General features: G+C 35.7%; 14 protein-coding genes and 1 CRISPR repeat array. Of the genes, 2 read left to right on the top strand and 12 right to left on the bottom strand.

Annotated features, from left to right (window positions below; genetic code table 11):
- Positions 1-212: 212 nt before the first annotated feature.
- From AACY93_RS02035 to AACY93_RS02020, 4 genes are all read right to left on the bottom strand, one after another.
- Positions 213-2,066, bottom strand: coding sequence for a T9SS type A sorting domain-containing protein (locus AACY93_RS02035; RefSeq protein ID WP_286854566.1), 1,854 nt, complete (start codon positions 2,064-2,066; stop codon positions 213-215).
- A 1,027-nt stretch (positions 2,067-3,093) separates the two neighbouring features.
- A CRISPR array of direct repeats spans positions 3,094-4,446; the repeat unit is 36 nt; unit sequence AATATCGTGTTTTCTAATCTTTAATCAAACCACAAC.
- A gap of 95 nt (positions 4,447-4,541) precedes the next feature.
- Positions 4,542-9,200 (bottom strand): type II CRISPR RNA-guided endonuclease Cas9, encoded by a 4,659-nt coding sequence (cas9, locus tag AACY93_RS02030; protein ID WP_286852481.1) that lies wholly within the window; start codon positions 9,198-9,200, stop codon positions 4,542-4,544.
- Positions 9,201-9,897: 697 nt separating this feature from the next.
- Positions 9,898-10,638, bottom strand: coding sequence for a hypothetical protein (locus AACY93_RS02025; protein WP_286852480.1), 741 nt, complete (start codon positions 10,636-10,638; stop codon positions 9,898-9,900).
- 217 nt (positions 10,639-10,855) lie between these two features.
- Complete coding sequence (locus AACY93_RS02020) at positions 10,856-14,302, bottom strand: methylmalonyl-CoA mutase family protein (RefSeq protein WP_286852479.1); 3,447 nt, start codon at positions 14,300-14,302, stop codon at positions 10,856-10,858.
- 129 nt (positions 14,303-14,431) lie between these two features.
- On the opposite strand from AACY93_RS02020, the gene AACY93_RS02015 reads away from it, so the two are divergent.
- Positions 14,432-15,139 (top strand): DUF4197 domain-containing protein, encoded by a 708-nt coding sequence (locus tag AACY93_RS02015; protein WP_286852478.1) that lies wholly within the window; start codon positions 14,432-14,434, stop codon positions 15,137-15,139.
- A gap of 271 nt (positions 15,140-15,410) precedes the next feature.
- Positions 15,411-15,611 (top strand): Lacal_2735 family protein, encoded by a 201-nt coding sequence (locus AACY93_RS02010; RefSeq protein ID WP_286852477.1) that lies wholly within the window; start codon positions 15,411-15,413, stop codon positions 15,609-15,611.
- A gap of 30 nt (positions 15,612-15,641) precedes the next feature.
- Here the strand turns inward: AACY93_RS02010 and AACY93_RS02005 are convergent, their stop codons facing one another.
- The 8 genes from AACY93_RS02005 to AACY93_RS01970 form a co-directional block, all read right to left on the bottom strand.
- Positions 15,642-16,439, bottom strand: coding sequence for a helical backbone metal receptor (locus AACY93_RS02005; RefSeq protein ID WP_286852484.1), 798 nt, complete (start codon positions 16,437-16,439; stop codon positions 15,642-15,644).
- A gap of 72 nt (positions 16,440-16,511) precedes the next feature.
- Entirely contained in the window at positions 16,512-17,333 is an 822-nt protein-coding gene (pyrF, locus tag AACY93_RS02000) for an orotidine-5'-phosphate decarboxylase (protein WP_286852476.1), read from the bottom strand.
- 34 nt (positions 17,334-17,367) lie between these two features.
- Positions 17,368-18,444 (bottom strand): peptide chain release factor 1, encoded by a 1,077-nt coding sequence (gene prfA, locus AACY93_RS01995; RefSeq protein WP_286852483.1) that lies wholly within the window; start codon positions 18,442-18,444, stop codon positions 17,368-17,370.
- A 165-nt stretch (positions 18,445-18,609) separates the two neighbouring features.
- Complete coding sequence (locus tag AACY93_RS01990; RefSeq protein ID WP_287005808.1) at positions 18,610-18,738, bottom strand: hypothetical protein; 129 nt, start codon at positions 18,736-18,738, stop codon at positions 18,610-18,612.
- Positions 18,739-18,912: 174 nt separating this feature from the next.
- A complete protein-coding gene (locus AACY93_RS01985) occupies positions 18,913-21,471 on the bottom strand; it encodes an adenosylcobalamin-dependent ribonucleoside-diphosphate reductase (protein WP_286852475.1) in 2,559 nt (852 codons plus the stop codon).
- Between the two features lie 180 nt (positions 21,472-21,651).
- On the bottom strand, positions 21,652-22,605 hold the full coding sequence (locus AACY93_RS01980) for a DUF3078 domain-containing protein (RefSeq protein WP_286852474.1): 954 nt from the start codon (positions 22,603-22,605) through the stop codon (positions 21,652-21,654).
- A gap of 19 nt (positions 22,606-22,624) precedes the next feature.
- A complete protein-coding gene (locus AACY93_RS01975) occupies positions 22,625-23,803 on the bottom strand; it encodes an AIR synthase related protein (RefSeq protein ID WP_286852473.1) in 1,179 nt (392 codons plus the stop codon).
- A gap of 39 nt (positions 23,804-23,842) precedes the next feature.
- Entirely contained in the window at positions 23,843-24,496 is a 654-nt protein-coding gene (locus AACY93_RS01970; protein WP_286852472.1) for a Curli production assembly/transport component CsgG, read from the bottom strand.
- Positions 24,497-24,765: the final 269 nt, after the last annotated feature.

Below are 24,765 nucleotides of genomic sequence, written 5' to 3'. Positions count from 1 at the left end.
TTGTTATGAACAATATTCTATAACTGGAAAAATCCAAAATAAACAATAAAAATATTGTAATCGTTAAATATGAGAATTGAAAATTAAAATTATTAGCAACTACCACCAAAACACATATTCTATAGAGCTTATTGATAACTAAAAAATATTATCCTAAAATAAGTTTGTCAATTTTCAACAAAATTGATCGTTTACTCATAAAAAATAAATATTTACTTTTTAATTAATTTAAGACTTTTCGTTGTGCCATCAGGGTAAACAAACTTTAAAAAATACATGCCTTTTGCTATATGGCCAATATAATATGAGCCATCACCATTGTCACCATGTAAAGTAGTAACCTCTCTACCATTAATATCAAACAAAATCAATGTTTTGAAACTATCATATTCAGAGTCACTTAAATGAAAGACATCAGTTACAGGGTTTGGGTATATTTTTATTTGCTTAGTCGTGACCTCATCCACCCCTAAAGTCAGACCATTATATTCCATAAGGTCATATTGTCCATCGTTGTGCCTATATCTCATATACAATTTATTGTTATAAATATGAAAAGAATCTATAAACCCATAGGTTTCATAACCTGATGGACTTGCAAGTTCCTGTAAGGTGGTACCATTATATTTAAATAAAACCCGAGCGTCTGTATTGCTTTTATAGACCAAAAACAAATCTGAACCTGCCACATAGGCTTCTCCTGTGTAGCCTTTGTTAAAATTGCTAAACCCAGTAGGGGTTGAAATTTCGGTTAAGGTACTTCCATCGTATTTGTAAAGTGTATAAACTCCAAAAAAATTATAGTAGTTTAAATAAAGTGCATTATCATAAAGTATGGGGTCTCCATAATAGCCTCGTCCAAAAAACTCGTAATTGGGTGGTAGGCTTATTTCTACCAAACTGCCACCTTCTAGCTTAAACAACCTATAGGTATCATCACCTCCTTTATAATAGCGTAGGTAAAGATTGTTGTTGAAAAGGATAGGATCACCCATATAGCCGTATTGGGATTGTTGGTAAGCAGCATCTGCCGGTGCAATTTCGGTAAGCTGTGTCCCATCAAAACCTAATAGCTGAAAAGAACCGTTGTCTTTTTTTGCTCTTATGTAAAGTTGGTTATTATAAAGAATAGGATCGCCAAGATATCCTGAAAATTCATTGCTATAGCCAGGAGGAGAATCTATGGTTACCAAATTGTTGTTTTCAAACTTAACCAGTTTGAAGAGTCCTTCATTATTTATATACTTAAAATAAGGGACGTCATCTATAAGCATCGGGTAGCCCAAAAACCCTCTATTGACACCGTCATAACCCACTCCTCTATAGGGCGTAAGTTGATTAGTGGTTAGGTCTAATAGCGTTAAATCAGAACTATAATCTTCTCCAGAATATTGAAGAAACATATTGTTGCCAATAATCGGAATTTCCTTAAAGAAACTATTGATATTATCTGGAAAATCCAATAACCCAATGCCAGGAGAATCGTTAGTAGCATCATATCCAGGAGGACTCGGTATCTCTACAAGAGTGGTACCATCATACTTAAATAAGACACGTTCTCCACCACCATTTATTTCATAATTAAGGTACATAGCATCTGTTGTAGTAGTAATCATGGCTTTGACCCCACCTGAATTTTGGCCATCACCAAAACCAAGAGGGTTGCTTATTGGGCTTAAGGTTGTGCCATCAAATTCAAAAAGTGTAGTGGATGTATTAAATTGGTTGTTATTATAACCCAAATACAGTTTGTTATTCCACACTACAGGTTTTAATGTAGGCCAAAAAGAGGAAACAGAAATAGCATATCCAGCACTGTTACCATCATAGTTGGCAGGTGACGGAATTTCGGTCAATTGATTACCATCAAAGCGAAACAAGACATTGTTACCGTTGTTTTTTCGATATCTTAAATACAGTGAACCGTTAAACTCTATAGGTGAACTATTGTAACCAAAGGTGTTGTTGTCATAACCTGCTGGTGAGCTGATAGGCACTAAAACTTGAGAGTTAGTAAACTGAAAACTGAATAGCACACATAAAAATAAGAGTAATTTTAAGTTCATAGCACGAAATTTTTAAAATGATTTGAAAAATTTAAATCAACCCTACCGCACTTATTAATAGGGTTTTACATAATTAATAACAGCAATCTTAAAATTAATAATAATTTCCGATATATAGATAATAATTACATAATTGGTATTAAAAATTGTATATTAGGTTGCAATTATTGTATAATCAACTGAAAAACTAGTTTTTATCCTTAAAATTTTTAAATAACCAATAAACATATTCAAAAAAAAAACCTTAATTCCCTATGAGCTGTTCCTAAAATCTCACCATTTTAAAATTTTTATATAATGCCTGTCAAAATCAGATATTTAAAAATGATTCCCAAATTTTATTTAAATTCCCCGTACGGACAGCTCGTGAGCTGTCCGCTTAAAGCTCGTGAGCTGTCCTTTAAAGCTCGAGAGCTATCCCCTTAAAGCTCGAAAGCTATCCTCTTAAAGCTCGAAAGCTATCCCCTAAAGCTCGAAAGCTATCCCCTTAAAGCTCGTGAGCTGTCCTTTAAAGCTCGAAGGCTATCCCCTTAAAGCTCGTGAGCTGTCCTCATTAAAAATCAAAAAATGCTCCAATCTTGCCTTATCATTGCAAAAAAGAAGCATCATTTTAAATTATATTTCAAAAAAATTACTTAAAATCACCGTACGGACAGCTCGAGAGCTGTCCCTACATTAAAAATCAAAAAATGCCTCAATCTTGCCTTATCACTGCAAGAAAGAAGCATCATTTTAAATAATATTTAAAAAAAATTACTTAAAATCACCGTACGGACAGCTCGAGAGCTGTCCTCATTAAAAATCAAAAAATGCTCCAATCTTGCCTTATCACTGCAAGAAAGAAGCATCATTTTAAATAATATTTCAAAAAAATTACTTAAAATCACCGTACGGACAGCTCGAGAGCTGTCCCTACATTAAAAATCAAAAAATGCCTCAATCTTGCCTTATCACTGCAAAAAAGAAGCATTTTTTATAACGATATTTCTACTTAAAATAATGAATATCAGCATCTAACAAGACATCTAATATCGTGTTTTCTAATCTTTAATCAAACCACAACCATCTGTGCCTTCTGCTCCAGGTGGATATAAATATCGTGTTTTCTAATCTTTAATCAAACCACAACCATTGTAAGGGGATTTTTTCCAATGGCGAAAATATCGTGTTTTCTAATCTTTAATCAAACCACAACCAGCAGCTACTACTTCGGTGTTGTTTTTTAAATATCGTGTTTTCTAATCTTTAATCAAACCACAACGCGCGTCTGGGCGTTATGGTTATCCTTGAAATATCGTGTTTTCTAATCTTTAATCAAACCACAACCGAAAAGTGGCGTGTGTTTTTACGTTATCTAATATCGTGTTTTCTAATCTTTAATCAAACCACAACCCCACATGTTGGTTTGGCGTACTTTTTTGAATATCGTGTTTTCTAATCTTTAATCAAACCACAACTGCCGACATTGCTTGTTGACCGCTTAATCCAATATCGTGTTTTCTAATCTTTAATCAAACCACAACCGTAGCAATGCGTGCCTTTAGGACATTACCAATATCGTGTTTTCTAATCTTTAATCAAACCACAACCGTAATATCTTGATGCAAAATGGCAAAACAAATATCGTGTTTTCTAATCTTTAATCAAACCACAACCACTACTAAATACTGGCGCATTGTTGGACCAATATCGTGTTTTCTAATCTTTAATCAAACCACAACCCTAGGTAGACTTGTGTTTTTGAAGCGGGGAATATCGTGTTTTCTAATCTTTAATCAAACCACAACCAATGTTTAGCCACTTGACCTATTACTGCAATATCGTGTTTTCTAATCTTTAATCAAACCACAACCTTCAGCTGTTGGCTCTGCTGCTGCTGGAGAATATCGTGTTTTCTAATCTTTAATCAAACCACAACCAGATTTTTTAATTAATATGCTAATAAAGTAATATCGTGTTTTCTAATCTTTAATCAAACCACAACCAGACTTTGAAGCTGTTACTATATCACCTAAATATCGTGTTTTCTAATCTTTAATCAAACCACAACCCAGCTTCTTCGGCAAGGCCTAAAAGTTCTAATATCGTGTTTTCTAATCTTTAATCAAACCACAACAGAGTAGTTGGAAGATATAATATCAACCAAAATATCGTGTTTTCTAATCTTTAATCAAACCACAACTGATGGTGAAAGTTCGAGTAGTTTTTCTTTAATATCGTGTTTTCTAATCTTTAATCAAACCACAACTATACTTACAATAATCTTGTATCTTTTGATAATATCGTGTTTTCTAATCTTTAATCAAACCACAACCTTTGGCAAAAAAGTATGGATTCCTAAAAGAATATCGTGTTTTCTAATCTTTAATCAAACCACAACGCTCGCTTCGCTCACGTTGTGGTTTGATTTTGGTCTGTTAAGAGAGTTCGACCAGTTTATGTCAAAGAACTTTTTATCTTCAAGAAAATGAAGATTTATATTTTTTCTATTTTACCTGTTGGTAAAATTTTAAAATCAATATTTTCTACAATACAATCAAAAGTAGTATAACCAATTTTAATCCATGGAAATTTTCTATAATTATCAAGATTTTTCCCTCCTTTCATTCCAGTTTTAAGTCCCATAAATTTTGTTATTTCTTTCTTTTCTCTTGCTTCTTGATGATGAAGTAATTTAATTTCAGCGTATTTTTCAACATCTAGTTGCGTTATCTCATATAAACGACCAAGTTTCTGATTATCTGACAACTCCCAAATCTCATCTGGATCTTTATCGTACATCAACACCATCATACCTTTTTTCAGGATATATTTTAAAGGCAAACTCGATTTTAAATGTGGATTAGGCACTAAATCGTGGTTTTCGCGATGGGATTTATTACTTAATTTATAATATTCTCCGGCATCAATGTTATTGACCAATTCAAAATCACGTTTTGGTTTTCCTTTTTTGTCAAAACCCTCATAAATAGCCATGGAGTAATTTTCATCATTTTGGGCATAAAAATGGTGTTTATGTTTTTTTCTTAATGCTTTTTCAGTTTGCAAATTAATTTCATTTTGTTTCTTTATTTCAATAGGTTTATCTTTTTCAAAAAGTCTTATTTTTTTGATTAGCATTTCTTTTAAATCTTTTTCACTACCGTTTAATCCTTTTTTTTCTGCTGGTAGCAATATGAAGCCATCTGGAGTTTTAACATTCTTTAATCCATGTTTTTCAATTCTTCTCTTAATTCCTTCATCAACTATTTTTTTCACGTCACTTTCTGAAAAATCTTTCGTTACCGGATTTCTTTTTACATAAAATTTTGAAACTTTTCCTTCATCATCTTTTTGTAAAATAAACGCACCGTTTTCTGTTTTAGGCTTACCATTTTCAAGTTCAGGTTTTGCAATTACACCTATATAGTTAAGTTTGTGTAACGAGCCTCTCGTTCCATCCCCTTGCTCAATCATATAGTCTTTTTGATAAACAATTTTATTTTCTTTATCTTTTAGATATTCATAGAATTTGGTTCCATTTTCAGATTCTATCTTAAAGTAATCTTCACCTTCTTTTTTATCTTTTATTAAATCAGTATTGAGTTTTTTGCCTTTAACAGGGATTAAGTTTCCTAAATCATCTTTTTTGTAAATATATTTTTCAACTATTTTTTTGCCATTTGTATCAAAAACATATTTGCCATTTTCATCTTTTTTATAAATTACTTTGGGTTGAGCCTTACCTCTCTTTCTAAATTTCTTTTTAGTTTGTATGGGCAATACATCTTTATTTTGATGCACAATAAACACTTCGTTTTCTAAATTGCGAACATCTTGCGTAAAAGTGTCCCAAGGTTTTTCGTTTTCTAATTCTTTTTTGGCTTTGTCAAATTCCCCTTTATCTTCCAATCCCCAAGCGTGAGCTAACTTATCGTATTTATTTTTATTCATACAAGCAATGGTAACCGCATCAATGCAATGGTGAATGTGATTACTTCTATCTTTTGGTTGGTATTGGGTTCGCCCCCATTTATCTTTAAAAGTATCGTGCAATCCCCAAGCTTTTCGGTATTCCGAAACCATTTCGCCTTTTACCGAATACACTTTTTTAAATACCGATTTTAAATAGGCTGTGGCATATTTGGAGATAATACCTATATCTACTGCCTGACTGTTTTTAAAACCTTCTTTAATTTCTTTCATTACAAAACGGTCATATTTACCTTTCCAGTAATTGTACTCCATTTGTAAGTAATGACGTTGCTGAATTAATTTATCTTTTTGTTCCTTATCTGTTGCTCCTCTGGTGCTTCTTTTTTTCTTTTCAATTTCATTAGCTAATGCTTCGTATTTATCTTTCCAATGTTGTATTCTAGGAAGAATTTCCGAATAATCCTTTTCAGATAATTCTATGGGCATTCTTTCCTTTTTAGTTTGTTGATTATAGGTTTTATCGCAGAGCGTTTTGTTCATTTGCGAATTATCCCATGAGCGGCTTCTAGGTAGAGTGTGTTCAATATCGAACTGCGGGTTTGCTCCTAAAAAGCTTGACAAACTAATGGTTTTTCCTGTATAAATACAAATATGGTTTTGCTCTTCCCATAAAACGTATTTCATGACATCTTCTTTGCTTACCAGTTTTTTATCTTTTCTTTGTTCTAAAGCATAAGTAAATTTTTCAATATCTTCATTGGTAACTTCTTTCAACTCGTTTCCTGTTTCAATTTTATAGAGTTCTTTAATCTTTTTTTCATATTCTTGAAACAGTTCTTTTCTATCGTTTTGCCATTTTTCAATGGCTTTACGTTTGTTGGCATCATTTAACTGACGAGATAACTCGATATTTACTTTGGTGTTTTCATCAATTTGTCCTTCCAATATCAAAGTGTTTATCAACTTTTTCAGTTGATGTAAGGCTTTCATAGCCATTGGGTTTTTAATAGAACCCACATCAGGACTACCTAAACCAATCGCTTCTTTACCATCTATTTTAATAACATTGCCATCTTTATCTTTTAATTTTACCGAGCGAAATTTTTCTATATCAGAAGGATGATACAGTTTATTAAAAGTGTTTGGAATTAATAAATCATTATCCGATAAAAACTCCATAACCTTTTCATCAATTCTTTTAATGGCAGGATGTTTTCTTTCTTTCAAATGTTGGATAAAAATGTCAAAAGCTTCTGAAAATAAGGCTTCTTTGTTAGGCTTATTATCCCATGTTTTTTCTCCAAATTCTTTTTTAAGCTGCTTTTCCACATCATCTTTATAGCCTGTTTCTGCTTCTTTGGAATAGGTCTGATGATTATCAAAACAAATTTTCAAAGCACTATTTACAGCAAACAACATTTTGTTTTCTTCTTGATGATTGTTGATAATTTCGCCAACCTCTTTTTCAATCAGTTCTCTATCTTCATTGTTTTCCCATCGCTCCGGCTTGATGATTTTGTCCATATTCGCCATAAAAACTGCATGAGAATACAACAAACCTTTTTCTAAATATGGAAGTATTTTTTTGATGGCATAAAGACTTAATGAAGCGTAATCTTTCTTCAAATGGATTTTAGAAAACTTTTCTGCATCTTTTTGGCTTAATTGCAGCTTATTTTTAGCAAAATCAACCAATTTTTCATCAGAAGTAAATGTAGATAATACGTGCCACACATCAGCCGTTACATCTTCTTTCGATTTTACTTCTTCTGACTTATCGTTTTTTAAATTTCTGATTATTTTATCTGTATAGTTTTCATAAATGATATTTTCCCAATCATCGCCAAAAACTGAAATTAAAGCAGAAACAGTAGGACATCCACTTACTGTTGAATTGTCTTTGTAATTATATTTATTGTCTTCTCCAAGCGTTTTTTTAATATCAATAAAAGTGAACGTTGGCTTTGATTTTCTAAAGAATTTGGATTTAATACTTTCTCTTTCTTCACTATTTAAAAACCTAAATTTTTCAGCTGTTGGTTCTTTTAGTTTAATGGTATTAATAAAACTGTACATCCTAAATAGCTCATATTCGGGACGGGAAACTGTACATCTAACTCTATTAGGCTCAAGCGAACATTTTCCTATCAACCCTTTTTGAGATTTTAATGGGCGTTGGTAAAAAATAGCTTTATACAATTCTTTAACTATACCTGAATATCTTTCGCTTGGGTCTTTTTTAGCTTCGTTTATACTATCTAAACCCTGTGTTTTACATATGACTTCAAACTCGTGTAAGTAATGATCCTCTCGTGAAGTATAATTATTTCTTATTTTGTTTTTTGCATCATTTCTGTCTTGTTGGTATAATTTCCAAAAATACTGTCCTAAGGTTTTGCAATTTGCTTCACTGATTGCTGTATTTAGTTCAGAAATATTACCTTGTACAGCTCCAAGATTTTCGGGTTTGTTTATATATCTGTCAATTTCTTTTCTTACATCTTCGTTTTTCGAATAATCCTTACCTTTTATCTTGTTCTCGATAACATTGAGAATATACTTTCTGATACTCCAAAGCTTTTCTTCTGTTGCATTAGTGCAATCTTTTTTCTTTTTCTCTTTAAATTCATAGGTTTCAAAAATAGCTTCAATGGCATCAATCAAATCAACTTTGTTAAGACTAGTATTATTAATAATGTCTTGTATTTCATCTTTTTTCGATTTAATTAAGTTGTCATCAGATTGGTCTAAACGATTACTTAAAAAGCCCCTACGTTGTGCGATGTGATACAAAGCTCTACCCAAATTGTATTTGCTTATTTTTTCTCGACTGGCTTTATCTCTGTAATAATAAGGATTGATATTTTGTTCTTCATCTGTTCTTAACCACTCTAAAAACTCTGGTTTAGCCGGATATTTCTTAAAATTAGATTTTCTCCATTCTTTTACTTCTTCAATCGTTAAAGGACACATATCGTGCTTCGCCAACACTAAAAGCGTTTGGTATTTCCTGATTTTTCTTCTGAATTTTATTCTTCTAGCACTTCTAAAACCTGTTCGTTCGGCAGCTTTTGATTTTTCTTGTCCTTTCTCCTTCTTAACTCCTTCAGAAAAAATAAGTACTCCTTTACCTTCAAGTTTATTTTCTTCATCGCGCAGGTCTAATAATGCCCACCCAATTGAATTTGTACCTAAATCAAGACCTAAAACCTTACTCATAATCTTTAAATTTTATAAGTCTTCAAGTTACAAAAAACTTCATATTTTATATTACGGGAAACCTCATTGAAATCTTAATTTTATTTTAGTATATTTGATTCAGATTAAAATTTCTAATCTTTAATCTTATCACAATAAGGCTTGTACTGAGCTTGTCGAAGTACTATATGCCGTAGATGAAAATCTTTAGTCCTGCTTCGGTGGGACTTTTTTTATGCTCCCCCACGTACGGACAGCTCGAGAGCTGTCCTTTAAAGCTCGAGAGCTGTCCTTTAAAGCTCGAGAGCTGTCCTTTAAAGCTCGTGAGCTATCCCCTAAAGCTCGAAAGATATCCCCTAAAGCTCGAGAGCTGCCCTCTTAAAGCTCGAGAACATGCCCAAATATCTCACCCTTTTAAAATTTTTATATAATGCCTTTCAAAATCAGATATTTAAAAATGATTCACAAATTTTATTTAAATTCCCCGTACGGACAGCTCGTGAGCTGTCCGCTTAAAGCTCGTGAGCTGTCCGCTTAAAGCTCGTGAGCTGCCCTATTAAAGCTCGAAAGCTATCCTCTTAAAGCTCGTGAGCTATCCCTTAAAGCTCGTGAGCTGTCCTAAAAAGCCATTCTCATAAAAAAAAACAGCTCTTTTAAATAAAAAGAACTGCCCAATTAAATAGAGATACCTCTCAATTTAACAAATTAAATAAAACACCTAAATCCCAACAACCTGGACCCCAAAAGCATGTCCTCCAGACAACATATAGCCTTCGCCATTTACCATTTGGTAAAACGCCACACGAGCTATGGCAAACACTGTTCCAGTACCACTTGGCAGTGCAGACACAGGTATACTAAAAGCATCTCCCATATAATCCCGTTCTAGGATCAAAGGAGCTTCTATCACCTGCGTATAGCTTTTGGTTTCAAAATCAAAACGTATCAATCCCAAAAGCACTTCCATATAAGAGGCCTCTTTTGGAAAACCGGCATGAGCTGCCTGAAATCCAGTAACATGTAAAGTCAAGCTGTTCCAATCAAATTCATAGTTACAGGGAAATAAATTGGGCCGTTTGGGTGTAAACACAAAATGCGTCAACAAGTGTTTCCCTGTATCGGTTGCCATGCCTAATGATACCTGACGCTCACCTCGCTTGGAAACCAGATCCGCATCCTTGATCCTTGTAAACAATTGCATCAACCTACTATGCAAGGTACCATCTTTATACCCTATTGTAAAAGGCCTTATGGAACGCTTAAAATATTTATTGGTCCGTGAAGCTTCAGAAAATTCATCATTGTTTTCACGAACCCGAACCATCCTCGGACTATTTTTAATAGCTTCTCTGGTAAAACCTCCTCCTCCTTCCCTTAGCGTAGGTTTGCCCAAACGATCGTAAAAATTAATACCACCTATAGTCCCTTTAATAAATATAATACCTCGATACGTTGCCATAATATATATTGTTTAGTCTTATAAAGTTAATACAAAATCCTTAAAAATCAAATAAATACATCAAGTATATACCAAATTTACATCTATTTTATTACAAATATAAACCGTATATGTACCGAGTATATGTCGACTTTATGTCGACTTTTACTTACAGATGCTCCAAAAAAAATCCCAGGAAACTTCCCGGGACTTTCATATAATAATTATGTTACTTCTCTTACATATTGCGTCTGTATTGGCCTCCAACCTCAAATAAAGCTGTAGTAATTTCTCCTAACGAACATACCTTACACACATCCATTAAAGCTTCAAAAATGTTTTCGTTATGAATCGCTTTTTGCTGAAGGTCTTTCAACAAGGCCTTTGTATCATAGGTTTTATGCAAATTCTCCAAGGTTTTAATTTGTAACTGCTTTTCTTCTTCGGTAGCTCTAATAACCTCTGCAGGCAATACCGTTGGAGACCCTTTCGAACTCAAAAACGTGTTCACACCAATAATCGGAAACTCACCATTGTGTTTCAAGGTTTCGTAATACAAACTCTCTTCCTGTATTTTACTGCGTTGGTACATAGTTTCCATAGCACCTAAAACCCCTCCACGTTCGGTAATTCTATCAAATTCCATCAATACGGCTTCCTCTACCAAATCGGTCAACTCCTCTATGATGAAAGAGCCCTGTAATGGATTTTCGTTCTTAGCCAAACCTAACTCTTTATTGATAATCAATTGAATGGCCATGGCACGTCTCACAGATTCTTCGGTTGGCGTGGTAATGGCTTCATCATAGGCATTGGTGTGCAAGGAGTTGCAATTATCGTATATCGCATATAAGGCCTGTAGCGTGGTACGAATATCGTTAAAGTCAATTTCTTGGGCATGCAAGCTACGTCCTGATGTCTGGATATGATATTTAAGCATTTGAGCACGCTCATTGGCACCATATTTATATTTCATGGCCTTGGCCCAAATTTTCCTGGCAACTCGTCCTATAACAGCATACTCCGGATCAATACCATTGGAGAAAAAGAAGGATAGGTTTGGACCAAACTTATTGATGTCCATCCCTCTACTTAAATAATACTCCACATAGGTAAACCCATTGGATAAGGTTAAAGCCAATTGCGTGATTGGGTTGGCTCCTGCTTCGGCTATATGATATCCTGAAATAGAAACCGAATAGAAGTTACGCACGTTATGTTCTATAAAATATTCCTGAACGTCACCCATTAAACGCAATGCAAATTCCGTAGAGAATATACAGGTGTTTTGCGCCTGGTCTTCTTTTAATATATCTGCTTGAACCGTTCCTCTTACCTGTGCTATGGTTTTGGTTTTGATCTCTTGATATACTTGCTCTGGAAGCACTTGATCTCCTGTAACCCCCAAAAGCATCAAGCCCAAGCCATCGTTCCCTTCCGGTAGTTTTCCATGATACTTGGGTCTTTCTGTTCCCTTTTCCTTGTATAAGGCTGCAATTTTTGCTTCAACCTCCTGTTCCAATCCATGCTCTTTGATGTAAAGCTCACATTGTTGGTCTATGGCTGCATTCATAAAAAAGCCCAATAACATAGGTGCTGGACCATTAATGGTCATACTAACAGAGGTCATCACATCTGCTAAATTAAAGCCTGAATACAGTTTTTTGGCATCGTCCAAACAGCAAATGGACACTCCTGCATTTCCTATCTTTCCGTAAATATCTGGTCGCAGATCCGGATCGTTTCCGTATAAGGTAACGCTATCAAAAGCTGTAGACAAACGCTTGGCAGGCATGCCTTGACTCACATAATGAAACCGTTTGTTGGTACGCTCTGGACCTCCTTCGCCAGCAAACATTCTAGCTGGATCTTCGCCTGTTCTCTTAAATGGATACAAGCCTGAAGCATATGGAAATTCCCCTGGTACATTTTCTTGCAAACACCATTTTAAAATATCTCCCCAAGCTTGGTATTTTGGCAAAGCCACTTTTGGAATTTGTGTATGGGACAGGGATTCCGTATGGGTTTCAATTTTTATTTCTTTATCCCTTACTTTAAATGAGTAAATAGGATTTTTGTATTTGTTCACTTTATCATCCCAACCAGTTATCACTTCCCAGTTGTAAGGATCTAGATCCAATTTCACACGGTCAAATTCTTTAAGCAATAAGCTCAAAAAGTCTTTGTCACTGTCATCCTGAGCGTAGCGAAGGATCCCATTACTATTCAACCCATTCTTGTCAAGAAAAGATTGCTTCGCTTCATTTCCAATGACATTGGAAACAGATTCTATGGTTTTATAAATCCCATACAACTTTTGAGCTACTTCCACTTGCTCCAACGCTTTTTTATCGTAATTACGATTGTTTTCAGCTATTTCAGACAGATAGCGTGTTCTTGAAGGTGGAATCACGAATACCTTTTCGCTCATTTCATCGGAAATATGAAAGGTCGATTTTAAATCGGCATCAGCCTTTGCCACCAAGGTATCCATGACTGCTTTATAAAGCGTATTCATTCCAGGATCATTGAATTGCGAAGCAATGGTTCCAAAAACCGGTAGTTCGTCCTGATTCACTTCCCACAATTGATGGTTACGCATATATTGTTTCTTCACGTCGCGTAAAGCGTCCAAAGCCCCACGTTTATCAAACTTGTTGATGGCTACCAAATCGGCAAAATCCAGCATGTCAATCTTTTCCAATTGGGTGGCTGCACCAAACTCCGGAGTCATTACATATAAGGAAACATCACTATGCTCTATAATTTCCGTGTCACTTTGCCCGATACCTGAAGTCTCTAAAATAATCAAATCGTACGCAGCTGCTTTCAATACCTCCACGGCTTCATGAACGTATTTGGACAAGGCTAAATTGGATTGTCTGGTAGCCAAACTACGCATATAAACCCTAGGGTTGTTTATGGCGTTCATGCGAATCCTATCTCCCAATAGTGCGCCTCCTGTTTTACGTTTGGAGGGATCCACAGAAATTAAACCAACCGTTTTCTCAGGAAAATCGATTAAAAAACGTCTCACCAATTCATCTACCAAAGACGATTTTCCAGCACCACCTGTTCCTGTAATGCCCAATACGGGTGTCTTGGAGTTCTTATTCTTGTCATGTATCTGTTCCAAAGTGCCCTTGGCAACCTCAGGGAAGTTTTCTGCCGAAGATATAACACGGGCTATGGCTTTGGGGTTTTTCTTTTGAAGCTCCTCTATCGTCACGTTTAAGTGATCGCCTACTGCGAAATCGGATTGGGCAACCAAGTCATTAATCATGCCTTGCAAACCCATTTCCCTGCCATCGTCTGGGGAATAAATCCTGGCAATCCCATAATCCATCAACTCTTTGATTTCCGATGGTAAAATAACACCTCCACCACCACCAAAAATCTTGATGTGCTCAGCACCTTTTTCCTTCAACAAATCGTACATGTATTTAAAATACTCATTATGTCCTCCTTGGTAAGACGTCAAACAAATGGCATTGGCATCCTCTTGTATGGCAGTGTTTACAACTTCATCAACACTTCTGTCATGTCCCAAATGAATCACTTCCACACCTGTTGCCTGTATTATGCGTCGCATGATGTTTATAGAGGCATCATGACCATCAAATAAAGAGGCTGCAGTTACAATTCGTACTTTATGTTTGGGTTTATAAGGTGCTATAGGCTTCATATAAAATCTTATTTTTTTAGTGGCACAAATTTAAGCATTATTCAATAAAACCACCATATTAGTTTGAGTTTATAATCTTTTAAGGGATTTTAGAATCAATCATGGTATATTTGCCAAAAAAAATATATCATGATTAAAAAATGTACTGTTTTATTAGTATGTATGACTTTGCTCTCTTGTGCCGAATTACAAGAGGCTGTCAACCAATTACCGGAAAGCACCTCAACCATCAGCAATACCGAAATTGCAGCTGGCTTACGCGCAGCCTTGGATCAAGGCATAGAAAAACAAGTAAGCAAACTTACCCAAACAGATGGGTTTTATAAAAACGACTTAGTGAAAATTCTACTCCCGGAAGAGTTGCAAAAAGTAGACAAGACCCTTCGAGATATTGGACTGGGATCCTTGGCAGATGAAGGCTTGAAAGTCTTGAATCGTGCAGCCGAAGATGCCGTAGCCACTGCTACCCCTATTTTTGTAAACGCTGTAAAAGACATCACCTTTGCCGATGCCAAAACCATTCTATTGGGAAATGACGATGCTGCTACACGCTATTTGGCAGGCAAAACAGAAGCAGCGTTATATACCGAGTTCCATCCGGTTATAAACGCATCGTTTCAAAAAGTGGGAGCCGATCAAATCTGGTCCAATTTAATCAATAAGTACAACGCTGTTCCATTTACATCCAATGTAAACCCAGATTTAACCGATTATGTGACTCAAGAAGCCTTAAAAGGGGTCTACAAAATGATTGCCGTGGAAGAAAAAGAGATTAGAACCAAATACACTTCCAGGACCACCAATTTACTGAAACAGGTTTTTGCCCTTCAGGATTAATCGGCATTATCGCATTAATTTAAACTTTAAGTTTTATTGACATTTAGCTAACATAAAACCTCGTAAAAAACACCATCTTTGTATTGATTTTATTTCAAAAAAGAAAATTTCACGCGTCTTGTGGAGAATTTGAATTAAGTTAGTTAGTTATTTAAATGAAATCGATTCTACTTGAATCGATTTTTTTTATTAACAAAACACACAATTAACACATTGTTAACTTGCTGAATTCTATAATTTTAAATATATTTATTATTCAAAGGTGTGAGCAATGGAAAATTTAAACAAAATCAAACAAAACCAAATCAAGTTACAGAATCGTTACAAACAACTAATTGAGCAGGCTTACAACCTACGCGAAACGGATAGTGCCTTGAGCGACATTTCGGAATTTAAAGCCATCAAGTTGTTAAACAAACTGAACAGGTTAAAGTATCTAAACAGGGAACCTGCCAAACAACGCTTGTTGTAATTACTTGTTTTTTTTAAGTGCTAAAAGTCTTTATCCTTTTAAAGATTCAAACCTTAGCGCTTTAAAATATTCAAAAGATTTTGCCAATCTAGAACCATACCAAGAAAACAATTCGCCATCTACCAATAACACCTTTGCCTGGGGAAACTTGTTTTTCATATCTGTTACATGCGAATCTTTAAACGGAAATGGCTCTGTTGAAAGCATGATAACTTCAACCTGCCCATCGATATCTTTATCCAAATCAATCTCTGGATACCTCTCTAAGTTTTGAAACAGGTTTTCAAATAAAGCTTCCTGCATCAAGTTATTGATAAAGGTGTGGTTTGCGGCTACCATCCATGGATGTTTCCAAATAAAATAAACAGTTTTTAATGGAGCTAAGCCCTTGATATCCTCCTGGAATTTTAGTCGTTCCTGTTTTATGGTTGCAACTAGTTTCCCTGCTTTATCTTCCACTGTAAACAAGTTGCCATACATGTGTATCAATTCCAAACAATCTTCAAGGGTATAAATGTCGCTAATATGAACGGGAGCTATGGTCTCCAAAACCTCTATCATTTCTTGGGTATTCTCTTCCTTGTTGCAAAGAATGATATCTGGCTGAAGCGCTTTTATCTTATCGAAATGCACCTGTTTGGTACCTCCAACAACCTGCTTGTTGGAGAGTAAGTGTTTTGGATGCACACAGAATTTTGTAATGCCTACAAGGGAAGGCTCCAAACCTAAATCGCATAACAATTCGGTTTGGGATGGCACCAAAGACACAATCCGTTTTGGGATATGCATTATTTGAATTGTTCTATTTAGTTGGTCCACTATTGTCATTGCCAAGAAAATTTAAATTTTTCTGTATCAATCTCTTAATTAAACAAAAAGATTCCCACATCGTTATCACTTCTAGGAATGACTGTCGAGAATCACTTCCATTTCCTGTTGAAGTTCATTGGCTTTGTTTGCAGCTGCTTGAGCAAAATCCGTTTGATTGGAAGCATAAATGATTCCTCTAGAAGAGTTTATAAGCAAGCCAACATGTTTGTTTAACCCATACTTACAGACATCCTGAAGGTTTCCACCTTGAGCACCAACTCCTGGCACCAACAAAAAACTATCTGGAACAATCTTTCTAATGTCTGCTAAAAACGTGGCTTTGGTTGCTCCAACCACATACATCAAGTTCTTAGAGTTTTTATAGGTCTTAGACACCTCAAGAACTTCTTTATACAATTCTTTATTATTGACCTTTAGCGTTTGAAAATCGAATGCGCCTGCATTGGACGTTAAGGCCAACATAATGGTGTGCTTGTCATGAAAAGCCAAAAAGGGCTCAACTGAATCCCTGCCCATATATGGAGCTACAGTGACACTGTCAAAGCCCAAATCTTCAAAAAAAGCCTTGGCATACATGCTGCTGGTATTTCCTATGTCGCCTCTTTTGGCATCTGCTATCGTAAAGATTTCTGGATAATTTGCATTGAGATATTGAATGGTTTTCTCTAAAGATTTCCATCCTTTTAACCCATAAGCTTCGTAAAAGGCCGTATTGGGTTTGTAAGCCACACACAACTGATGTGTGGCATCTATAATGGCTTTGTTAAAAGCAAAAATAGGGTCTTCTTCCTGCAATAGATGTTGAGGGATCTTGTTTAAATCAACATCCAATCCAATACACAAAAAGGATTTCTTTTTTCTGATTTGTTCTGTGAGTTGCTGTGTTGTCATCTTATAAAAAAAGCCTCAATTAAGAGGCCAGGTTTTAAATAATATCTGTATTTGCTTTTAACTTTTCTGTATTCTCAGCCAACTGAAGCTCATCTATTATACGCTGTATGTCTCCATTTACTATATTTTGCAAATCGTAAAGGGTTAAACCAATTCTATGATCTGTAACACGTCCTTGAGGATAATTGTAAGTTCTAATTTTGGCGCTTCTATCTCCTGAACTTACCATAGAGCCACGTTTGGCAGCATCTTCGGCTTGCTTTTTGGCCAGCTCGATATCGTATAATCTGGAGCGCAATACCTTAAACGCTTTTTCTTTGTTTTTATGCTGTGATTTTTGGTCTTGACATTGAGCCACCAATCCTGTGGGAATATGTGTTAATCGCACAGCCGAGTAGGTTGTGTTCACCGACTGTCCTCCTGGTCCAGACGAACAGAAAAAATCTATTCGTACATCTTTTGGGTTGATTTCCACATCAAACTCTTCAGCTTCAGGAAACACCATAACAGTAGCAGCACTTGTATGCACACGTCCTTGGGTTTCTGTTTGTGGCACACGCTGTACACGATGCACACCTGCTTCAAATTTCAAGGTGCCATAAACATCCTCGCCAGACACCTCAAACTGAATTTCCTTGAAACCACCATTGGTTCCCTCGCTAAAATCCACAGTATCCACTTTCCATCCTTTGCTTTCGCAATATTTGGTGTACATTCTAAATAAATCGCCTGCAAATATACTGGCTTCGTCTCCTCCTGTTCCTGCGCGTAGCTCAACTACGGCATTTTTGGAATCTTCAGGGTCTTTGGGTATTAAAAGGAGTTTTATTTCTTCTTCCAATTTCGGAATCCCTTCTTTGGCCTCCTCATATTGCATTTTGGCCATGTCCACCATTTCGGGATCGCTTCCATCAGAAATAATGTCCTCAGCTTCTTTTAAGTTCTCGGTAAGGGTTATATACTGCTCACGTTTGTCCATTAACACACGTAAATCTTTGTATTCTTTATTTAACTCCACATAACGTTTTTGATCTGAAATAATATCTGGTTGGATGATTAAATCACTAACCTCATCAAAACGTTGCTTTACTATTTGTAATTTATCTAACATGTACCATTCTAAATTGTGTGCCAAAAATACGATAATTTATGGATTTTGGAATTTTTTAAATTCCTGAATTTTAGCCTCTATCATTTCTTAGGAAATATTTTCAAAAAAAAGTCGTTTTTATACCATGATGCAGCGTTTTGGAGCTATATGGTTATTTTACAAACCCTATTTTATTTGGTCGTTTGCAATTAATATCGTGATCACGTTTGCAAATCCCCAACTTGTTCCTGCCATACTCACCAAACTGTTTTTAACCATTTTATTGTGGTACTTGATAAACGAAACCCATGCCAAACGCAAATTGATTTTTTACAACAACCTTGGCATTTCAACTTTAAAACTTTTCTGCGCAATATTTATAATTGACGTTCTGATCATGCTTGCCTATCTTTATTTCATAAAAGCATTTATATAAAAAAGGGAAGCTGTAAACAACCTCCCTTATACCATTAAATTCTATATATGTGATTATCCACACTTAGAAGAACCACAGTCCTTACAAGTTAAACAACCCTCTTGATAAATTAAATTCCCTGAACTACAATTGGTACAGGTTTGCCCTTTGGCTTGTGTTCCATCTTCCACATAACGCTTTAACGCTCTAACCACACCATTTTTCCAGGTGTTGATGGATTCACTATCCAGTTGCAGGCTATTGATTAAATCGACTATCTTATCAATTGGCATTCCATGACGCAAGGTACTTGAAATCAATTTGGCATAGTTCCAATATTCTGGATTGAATTTATGCGACAAGCCTTCAATAGTGGTTTTGTAACCTCTTTTGTTTTGATATTGAAAATCGTAACGCGATGTTCCGTCTTCGTTTCTGTTTTTAATGATCAAGCCACTGTTTGCCCAACGCGGTATTAAAATACCATCTTCATCATCAGCCAAACCAGTAAATACTTCGTAAGGTTTACCATCAATCAAACCTATAAAGGCAATCCACTTTTCCTTGTTGTTTTGAAAACGTACCACATCAGCTTCTAAAACTTGTGGCCTTTTTGTAGGGAAGGCTGTTAAGGTTTCTTGTTGTTCATCTTCTTTCTTTTCTTCGTTGGAAATCAATACACCTGAACGGGAACCATCTCTATAAACAGTTACTCCTTTACAACCTGCTTCCCAAGCTTCTAAGTACAATTTACCTACCAATTCTTCAGTTGCATCATTAGGCAAATTGATAGTCACACTTATGGAGTGATCTACCCATTTTTGCACAGCACCTTGCATGCTTACTTTACTCATCCAATCCACATCGTTGGAAGTGGCTTTGTAATAAGGGGATTTTTTAACTATTTTATCGAGTTCTTCCTGAGTGTAATTCTTATCGGTAGCTATGCCGTTAACTTCCATCCATTGCTTGAATCTGTGATGAAACACCACATACTCTTCCCAAGAATCCCCAACCTCATCCACAAAATCCACACGTACATTTTTATCGTTAGGATTAACTTTTCTTCTACGCTTGTAAACTGGCATAAATACCGGCTCAATTCCTGAAGACGTTTGTGTCATTAAGCTGGTTGTTCCTGTTGGCGCAATCGTTAAAAGCGCAATGTTTCTGCGTCCATGCTCCAACATTTCGTAATACAACTTATCATCAGCCTCTTTTAAACGTTGAATAAACGGATTGTTTTTTTCACGTTCAGCATCGAATATGGCAAATGCCCCTCTATCTTTTGCAGTGTAAACAGATGCTCTATAGGCTTCTATCCCTAGGGTTTTATGTACTTCAACAGAAAAGGCATTTCCTTTTTTGCTTCCGTATTTTATACCTAAAGCTGCCAACATATCACCTTCGGCAGTAATACCAATTCCGGTTCTACGACCTTCGTTGGCTTTGGTTTTAATATTCAACCATAGGTTTCTTTCGGTCGCTTTAACTTCATCCAATTCTGGATCAGCATCTATTTTAGCGATAATGGCATCGATTTTCTCCAATTCCAAATCGATAATATCGTCCATGATGCGTTGTGCCACATGAATGTGTTTTTTAAACAAGTCGAAGTTAAAAGTAGCTTTATCCGTAAACGGGTTTTCAACATACGAAAACAAGTTCATGGCCAACAATCGGCAAGAGTCATAAGGACACAATGGGATTTCGCCACAAGGGTTCGTGGATACGGTTTTATAACCTAAATCGGCATAGCAATCTGGAACCGATTCCTTAATGATGGTATCCCAAAATAAAATACCAGGTTCTGCCGATTTCCATGCGTTGTGAACAATTTTTTTCCAAAGCTTATTGGCTTCAATGGTTTTTGAAAACTTAGGGTTGCTGCTGAATATGGGATATTTCTGAGTATAGGTTGAATTGGCTTTTACAGCCTTCATAAATTCATCATCAATTCTAACCGAAACATTGGCTCCAGTAACTTTACCTTGTTCCAATTTAGCATCTATAAAATCTTCGGAATCCGGATGGTTGATAGACACCGATAACATGAGCGCTCCACGACGGCCATCTTGCGCAACCTCTCTTGTTGAATTAGAATAACGTTCCATAAAAGGCACGATACCTGTTGAAGTTAACGCCGAGTTTTTTACAGGAGAGCCTTTAGGACGAATGTGAGACAAATCGTGACCAACACCTCCACGACGTTTCATAAGTTGTACTTGTTCTTGATCAATTTTCATGATACCACCATAGGAATCGGAATTGCCTTCGTTTCCTATAACAAAACAGTTGGAAAGCGAGGCTATTTGGTAAGGATTACCAATTCCAGCCATAGGACTTCCTTGTGGTACGATGTATTTAAAATCTTTAATTAAGTCGAAGATGGTCTCTTCGGACAATGGATTTGGGTAACGCGACTCAATTCTTGCAATTTCTTTTGCAATTCGCCTATGCATATCGTTTGGAGTCAGTTCGTATAAATTGCCCTCAGAATCTTTTAAGGCGTATTTATTGATCCATACGCGAGCAGCTAAATCGTCTCCATTAAAATATTTCACAGAAGCTTCAAAGGCGTCGTCTTGTGAATAGGTTGTAGGAAGCACTTTTGGTTGGGTTTGTACACTCATTTTTTTCAGTCTTGTTTTAAAGTATTTTTGTTTTTCTAATTTCATGTAAATTAAACAAAAATTTAGCACTTAAAACATGATTAAAATCATAAAGTTTACAAGAAAAAAATGCAACGTATTGTTTTTTAAGTGTTTAAAAATTTATTAACAATAAAAAGTTAACAAATTTTTTATTTTACGTTAAAAGTCAACAACCACTCCAACACCAAGGATTTGCTTCCATTGCACCAAGGCTCCTTCGGTTTCATAGTCACCTTCAACATCTGTTTCCACGATTGTTTTTACATCGTTATCGTATTTAAGATGCGAACCAAAATTGGCTTTTATAAAACTGTTCACCTTAAAATCGAAATTAATTTGCCAATCAACGTCAATATTTCCAAATTCATTTAAGTAATCTGTATAAAAACTTACATAATTGGAAAGCAAGACATTTTGAAAGATCTCCCTTTCATACACACTGGTAAAGAGAATGCCTATTTCGTTTCTAACGCGTTCTCCTTTTTGCACCAAATTTCCTTCGTCATCATACACTGCTGGTGCAACACCAAAAGACCCAGCATTTGCCAGCTTGTCATCCAATACAAAGGTGGTTTTCATGGTTAAAGGGGAAAAATAGATTGAGAGTTCTTCTATATTTTTTCCATATTCCATACCTCCACCTATAAACAGATAACCTGGAGCCATAAATCTGGACAGCACATTGGTATCGTCTGGATAGTTGTACCCTTTTGTGAACTGGGTTTTAAAATTAAACCTTGAAGAAAAAAACCAATTGCTGTATTCGTTTTTTTTATAACCTAAAGTAGAACTGACATCCAAAATATCGTCTGTTTTTCTCAAGCCTTGATTTTCTTGTTTATTGATTCCATATCGGGAAATCAAAATACTTTGCCAAATTAAGTGTTTGTACCTGTATTTTAAGATACTTTCAAAATTGAACAAGGCAGAAATGGAATTACTTCCTCCTGCGTTCCAATTAACAAAAGCAACCTCGCTTATAAGCGCACTAGCTTTATTTTTATGGGTCCATTTTGGTATGGTGATATCTTCTGTTTTGAAAAACAATGAATCTGGTTGAGAAAAAACAAATTGACAACTAATGAAAGATACAATGAACAAAAACTTTTTCATGAATCTGATTTTTAAAAAACTAATAAACAAACACTCCAAACTCACTATTGATAGTAAGTTTCTTTTTTTCAGAAGCTTCAACACGACCAATGATTTTAGCATCCACTTGAAAGGATTTTGAAATATCAATGATGTCCTGAGCAACTTCGGGCGACACATACAACTCCATACGATGGCCACAGTTAAACACCTGATACATTTCCTTCCAATCTGTTTTGGATTGCTCCTGAATAAGCTTAAACAACGGAGGAACAGGGAACATATTATCTTTTACAACGTGAAGTTTATCTATAAAATGGAGAATCTTGGTTTGTGCCCCACCACTGCAATGCACCATGCCATGAATGACATCGCTTTGATGTTTGGATAATATTTTTTTTATAATTGGTGCATAAGTCCTAGTTGGCGACAACACCAATTTTCCTGCATCTATGGGCGAATCCTTTACAGCATCTGTAAGCCTTACTTGTCCCGAATACACTAAATTATCAGGGACTGAAGCATCGTAACTTTCTGGGTATTTTTCTGCCAAATACTTATGAAACACATCGTGTCTTGCAGAGGTCAATCCGTTGGAACCCATACCTCCATTATAGCTTTTCTCGTATGAAGCTTGTCCAAAAGACTCTAAGCCCACAATAACATCCCCTGGTCTTATGTTGGCGTTATCTATAACCTCACTGCGCTTTAATCTGGCCGTAACCGTGGAGTCCACAATAATGGTCCTAACCAGATCACCAACATCGGCAGTTTCACCTCCTGTTGAATGAATGGTCACACCAAAAGAGTTTAATTCTGAAATTAGTTCTTCTGTTCCATTGATAATTGCAGCAATAACCTCACCTGGAATCAGGTTTTTATTCCTTCCAATGGTTGAAGAGAGCATGATATGGTCTGTTGCGCCCACACATAGTAAATCGTCCACGTTCATGATAAGTGCATCTTGCGCAATTCCTTTCCAAACCGACAAGTCTCCGGTTTCTTTCCAGTACATATAGGCCAAAGAACTTTTGGTACCTGCACCATCGGCATGCATGACCAAGCAGTATGCATCATCGTGGGTTAAATAGTCTGGAACAATTTTACAAAAAGCCTTGGGAAACAGCCCTTTATCGATGTTTTTTATAGCCTTGTGTACATCTTCTTTTGAGGCAGAAACACCTCTTTGCGCATATCTTTTGCTTACTTCTTCGCTCATGACATTGGTTTGAAGGCAAAAGTAAGAATAGTTATTTATTTATTTGTTAATAATGGGATTGGAATTGATGATTGTAGGCTCGTTTTCATCAGTTTTAACTTTTCTTTTAGAACCTCCAAAGTAGAAATTCAACCCAAGGGCCATTCTCCAATACACATCGTCCGATTCCCCATAAACCCTGCCATCCAACTCATCGCTATAAACATAATTGTAATCTGAATACAACTTAACACCTATTTTATCTGTCACAATGTATTCCAACCCCAAGCCTCCCTGCATTTTAGCAGCAGTTTGATCGAAATAGTTCGCAGCATTCAAACCTCCACCAATATAAGCATAAGGTGAAAACCTGCTGTAGGGGAATAAGGTCGTTTCCAAATTGACATCAAAAGACATAAAGCCTTCGTTCAATACATCTTTATAAGCCAAATTGAATTTGTTATAGCTTAGGTTGACATTTAAATAAGGGATGATGTATCTCTTATAACCAAGGTGCATATAAATTTCAAACATGGCATTGGCATAGTCCCCATTTGGAACCGAGGACCCAATAGCCACATCCACTACGTTATTCCCTCTTAAGCTATGGAACTCCTGTTTTAAAACAGCTTTTTTTTGAGCCCATCCATTGAAACCACTCAATCCAATTAACAGTATAAACAAGCATTGGACTTGAAGTTGTCTTTTCTTCATTTTTTAAAATATTTTAGAATTGCCATCTAGCAATTTATCGCTGCAATATAGCAAATAATCAATTACTTAGCCGTTTTTAAGAAAGCTTGAACAAAACACTGATTTTATTCCATAAAAAAACACTGATTTTTCAAGAAAAATATCTGAAAAAAAATCAGTGCTTGGAAAACCTTAATTAAAAGGTCAATATTTAAATAAGCAATTGCTTAAAATAAAAAAAGCAACGTTATTTTAAAAGTTTTGTTTGTTGATGAACGATTAAATCCTTC

It is taken from the genome of uncultured Xanthomarina sp., from assembly GCF_963971605.1.
Lineage (GTDB): Bacteria > Bacteroidota > Bacteroidia > Flavobacteriales > Flavobacteriaceae > Xanthomarina > Xanthomarina gelatinilytica.
This window is presented reverse-complemented; position numbering and strand designations above follow the sequence as displayed.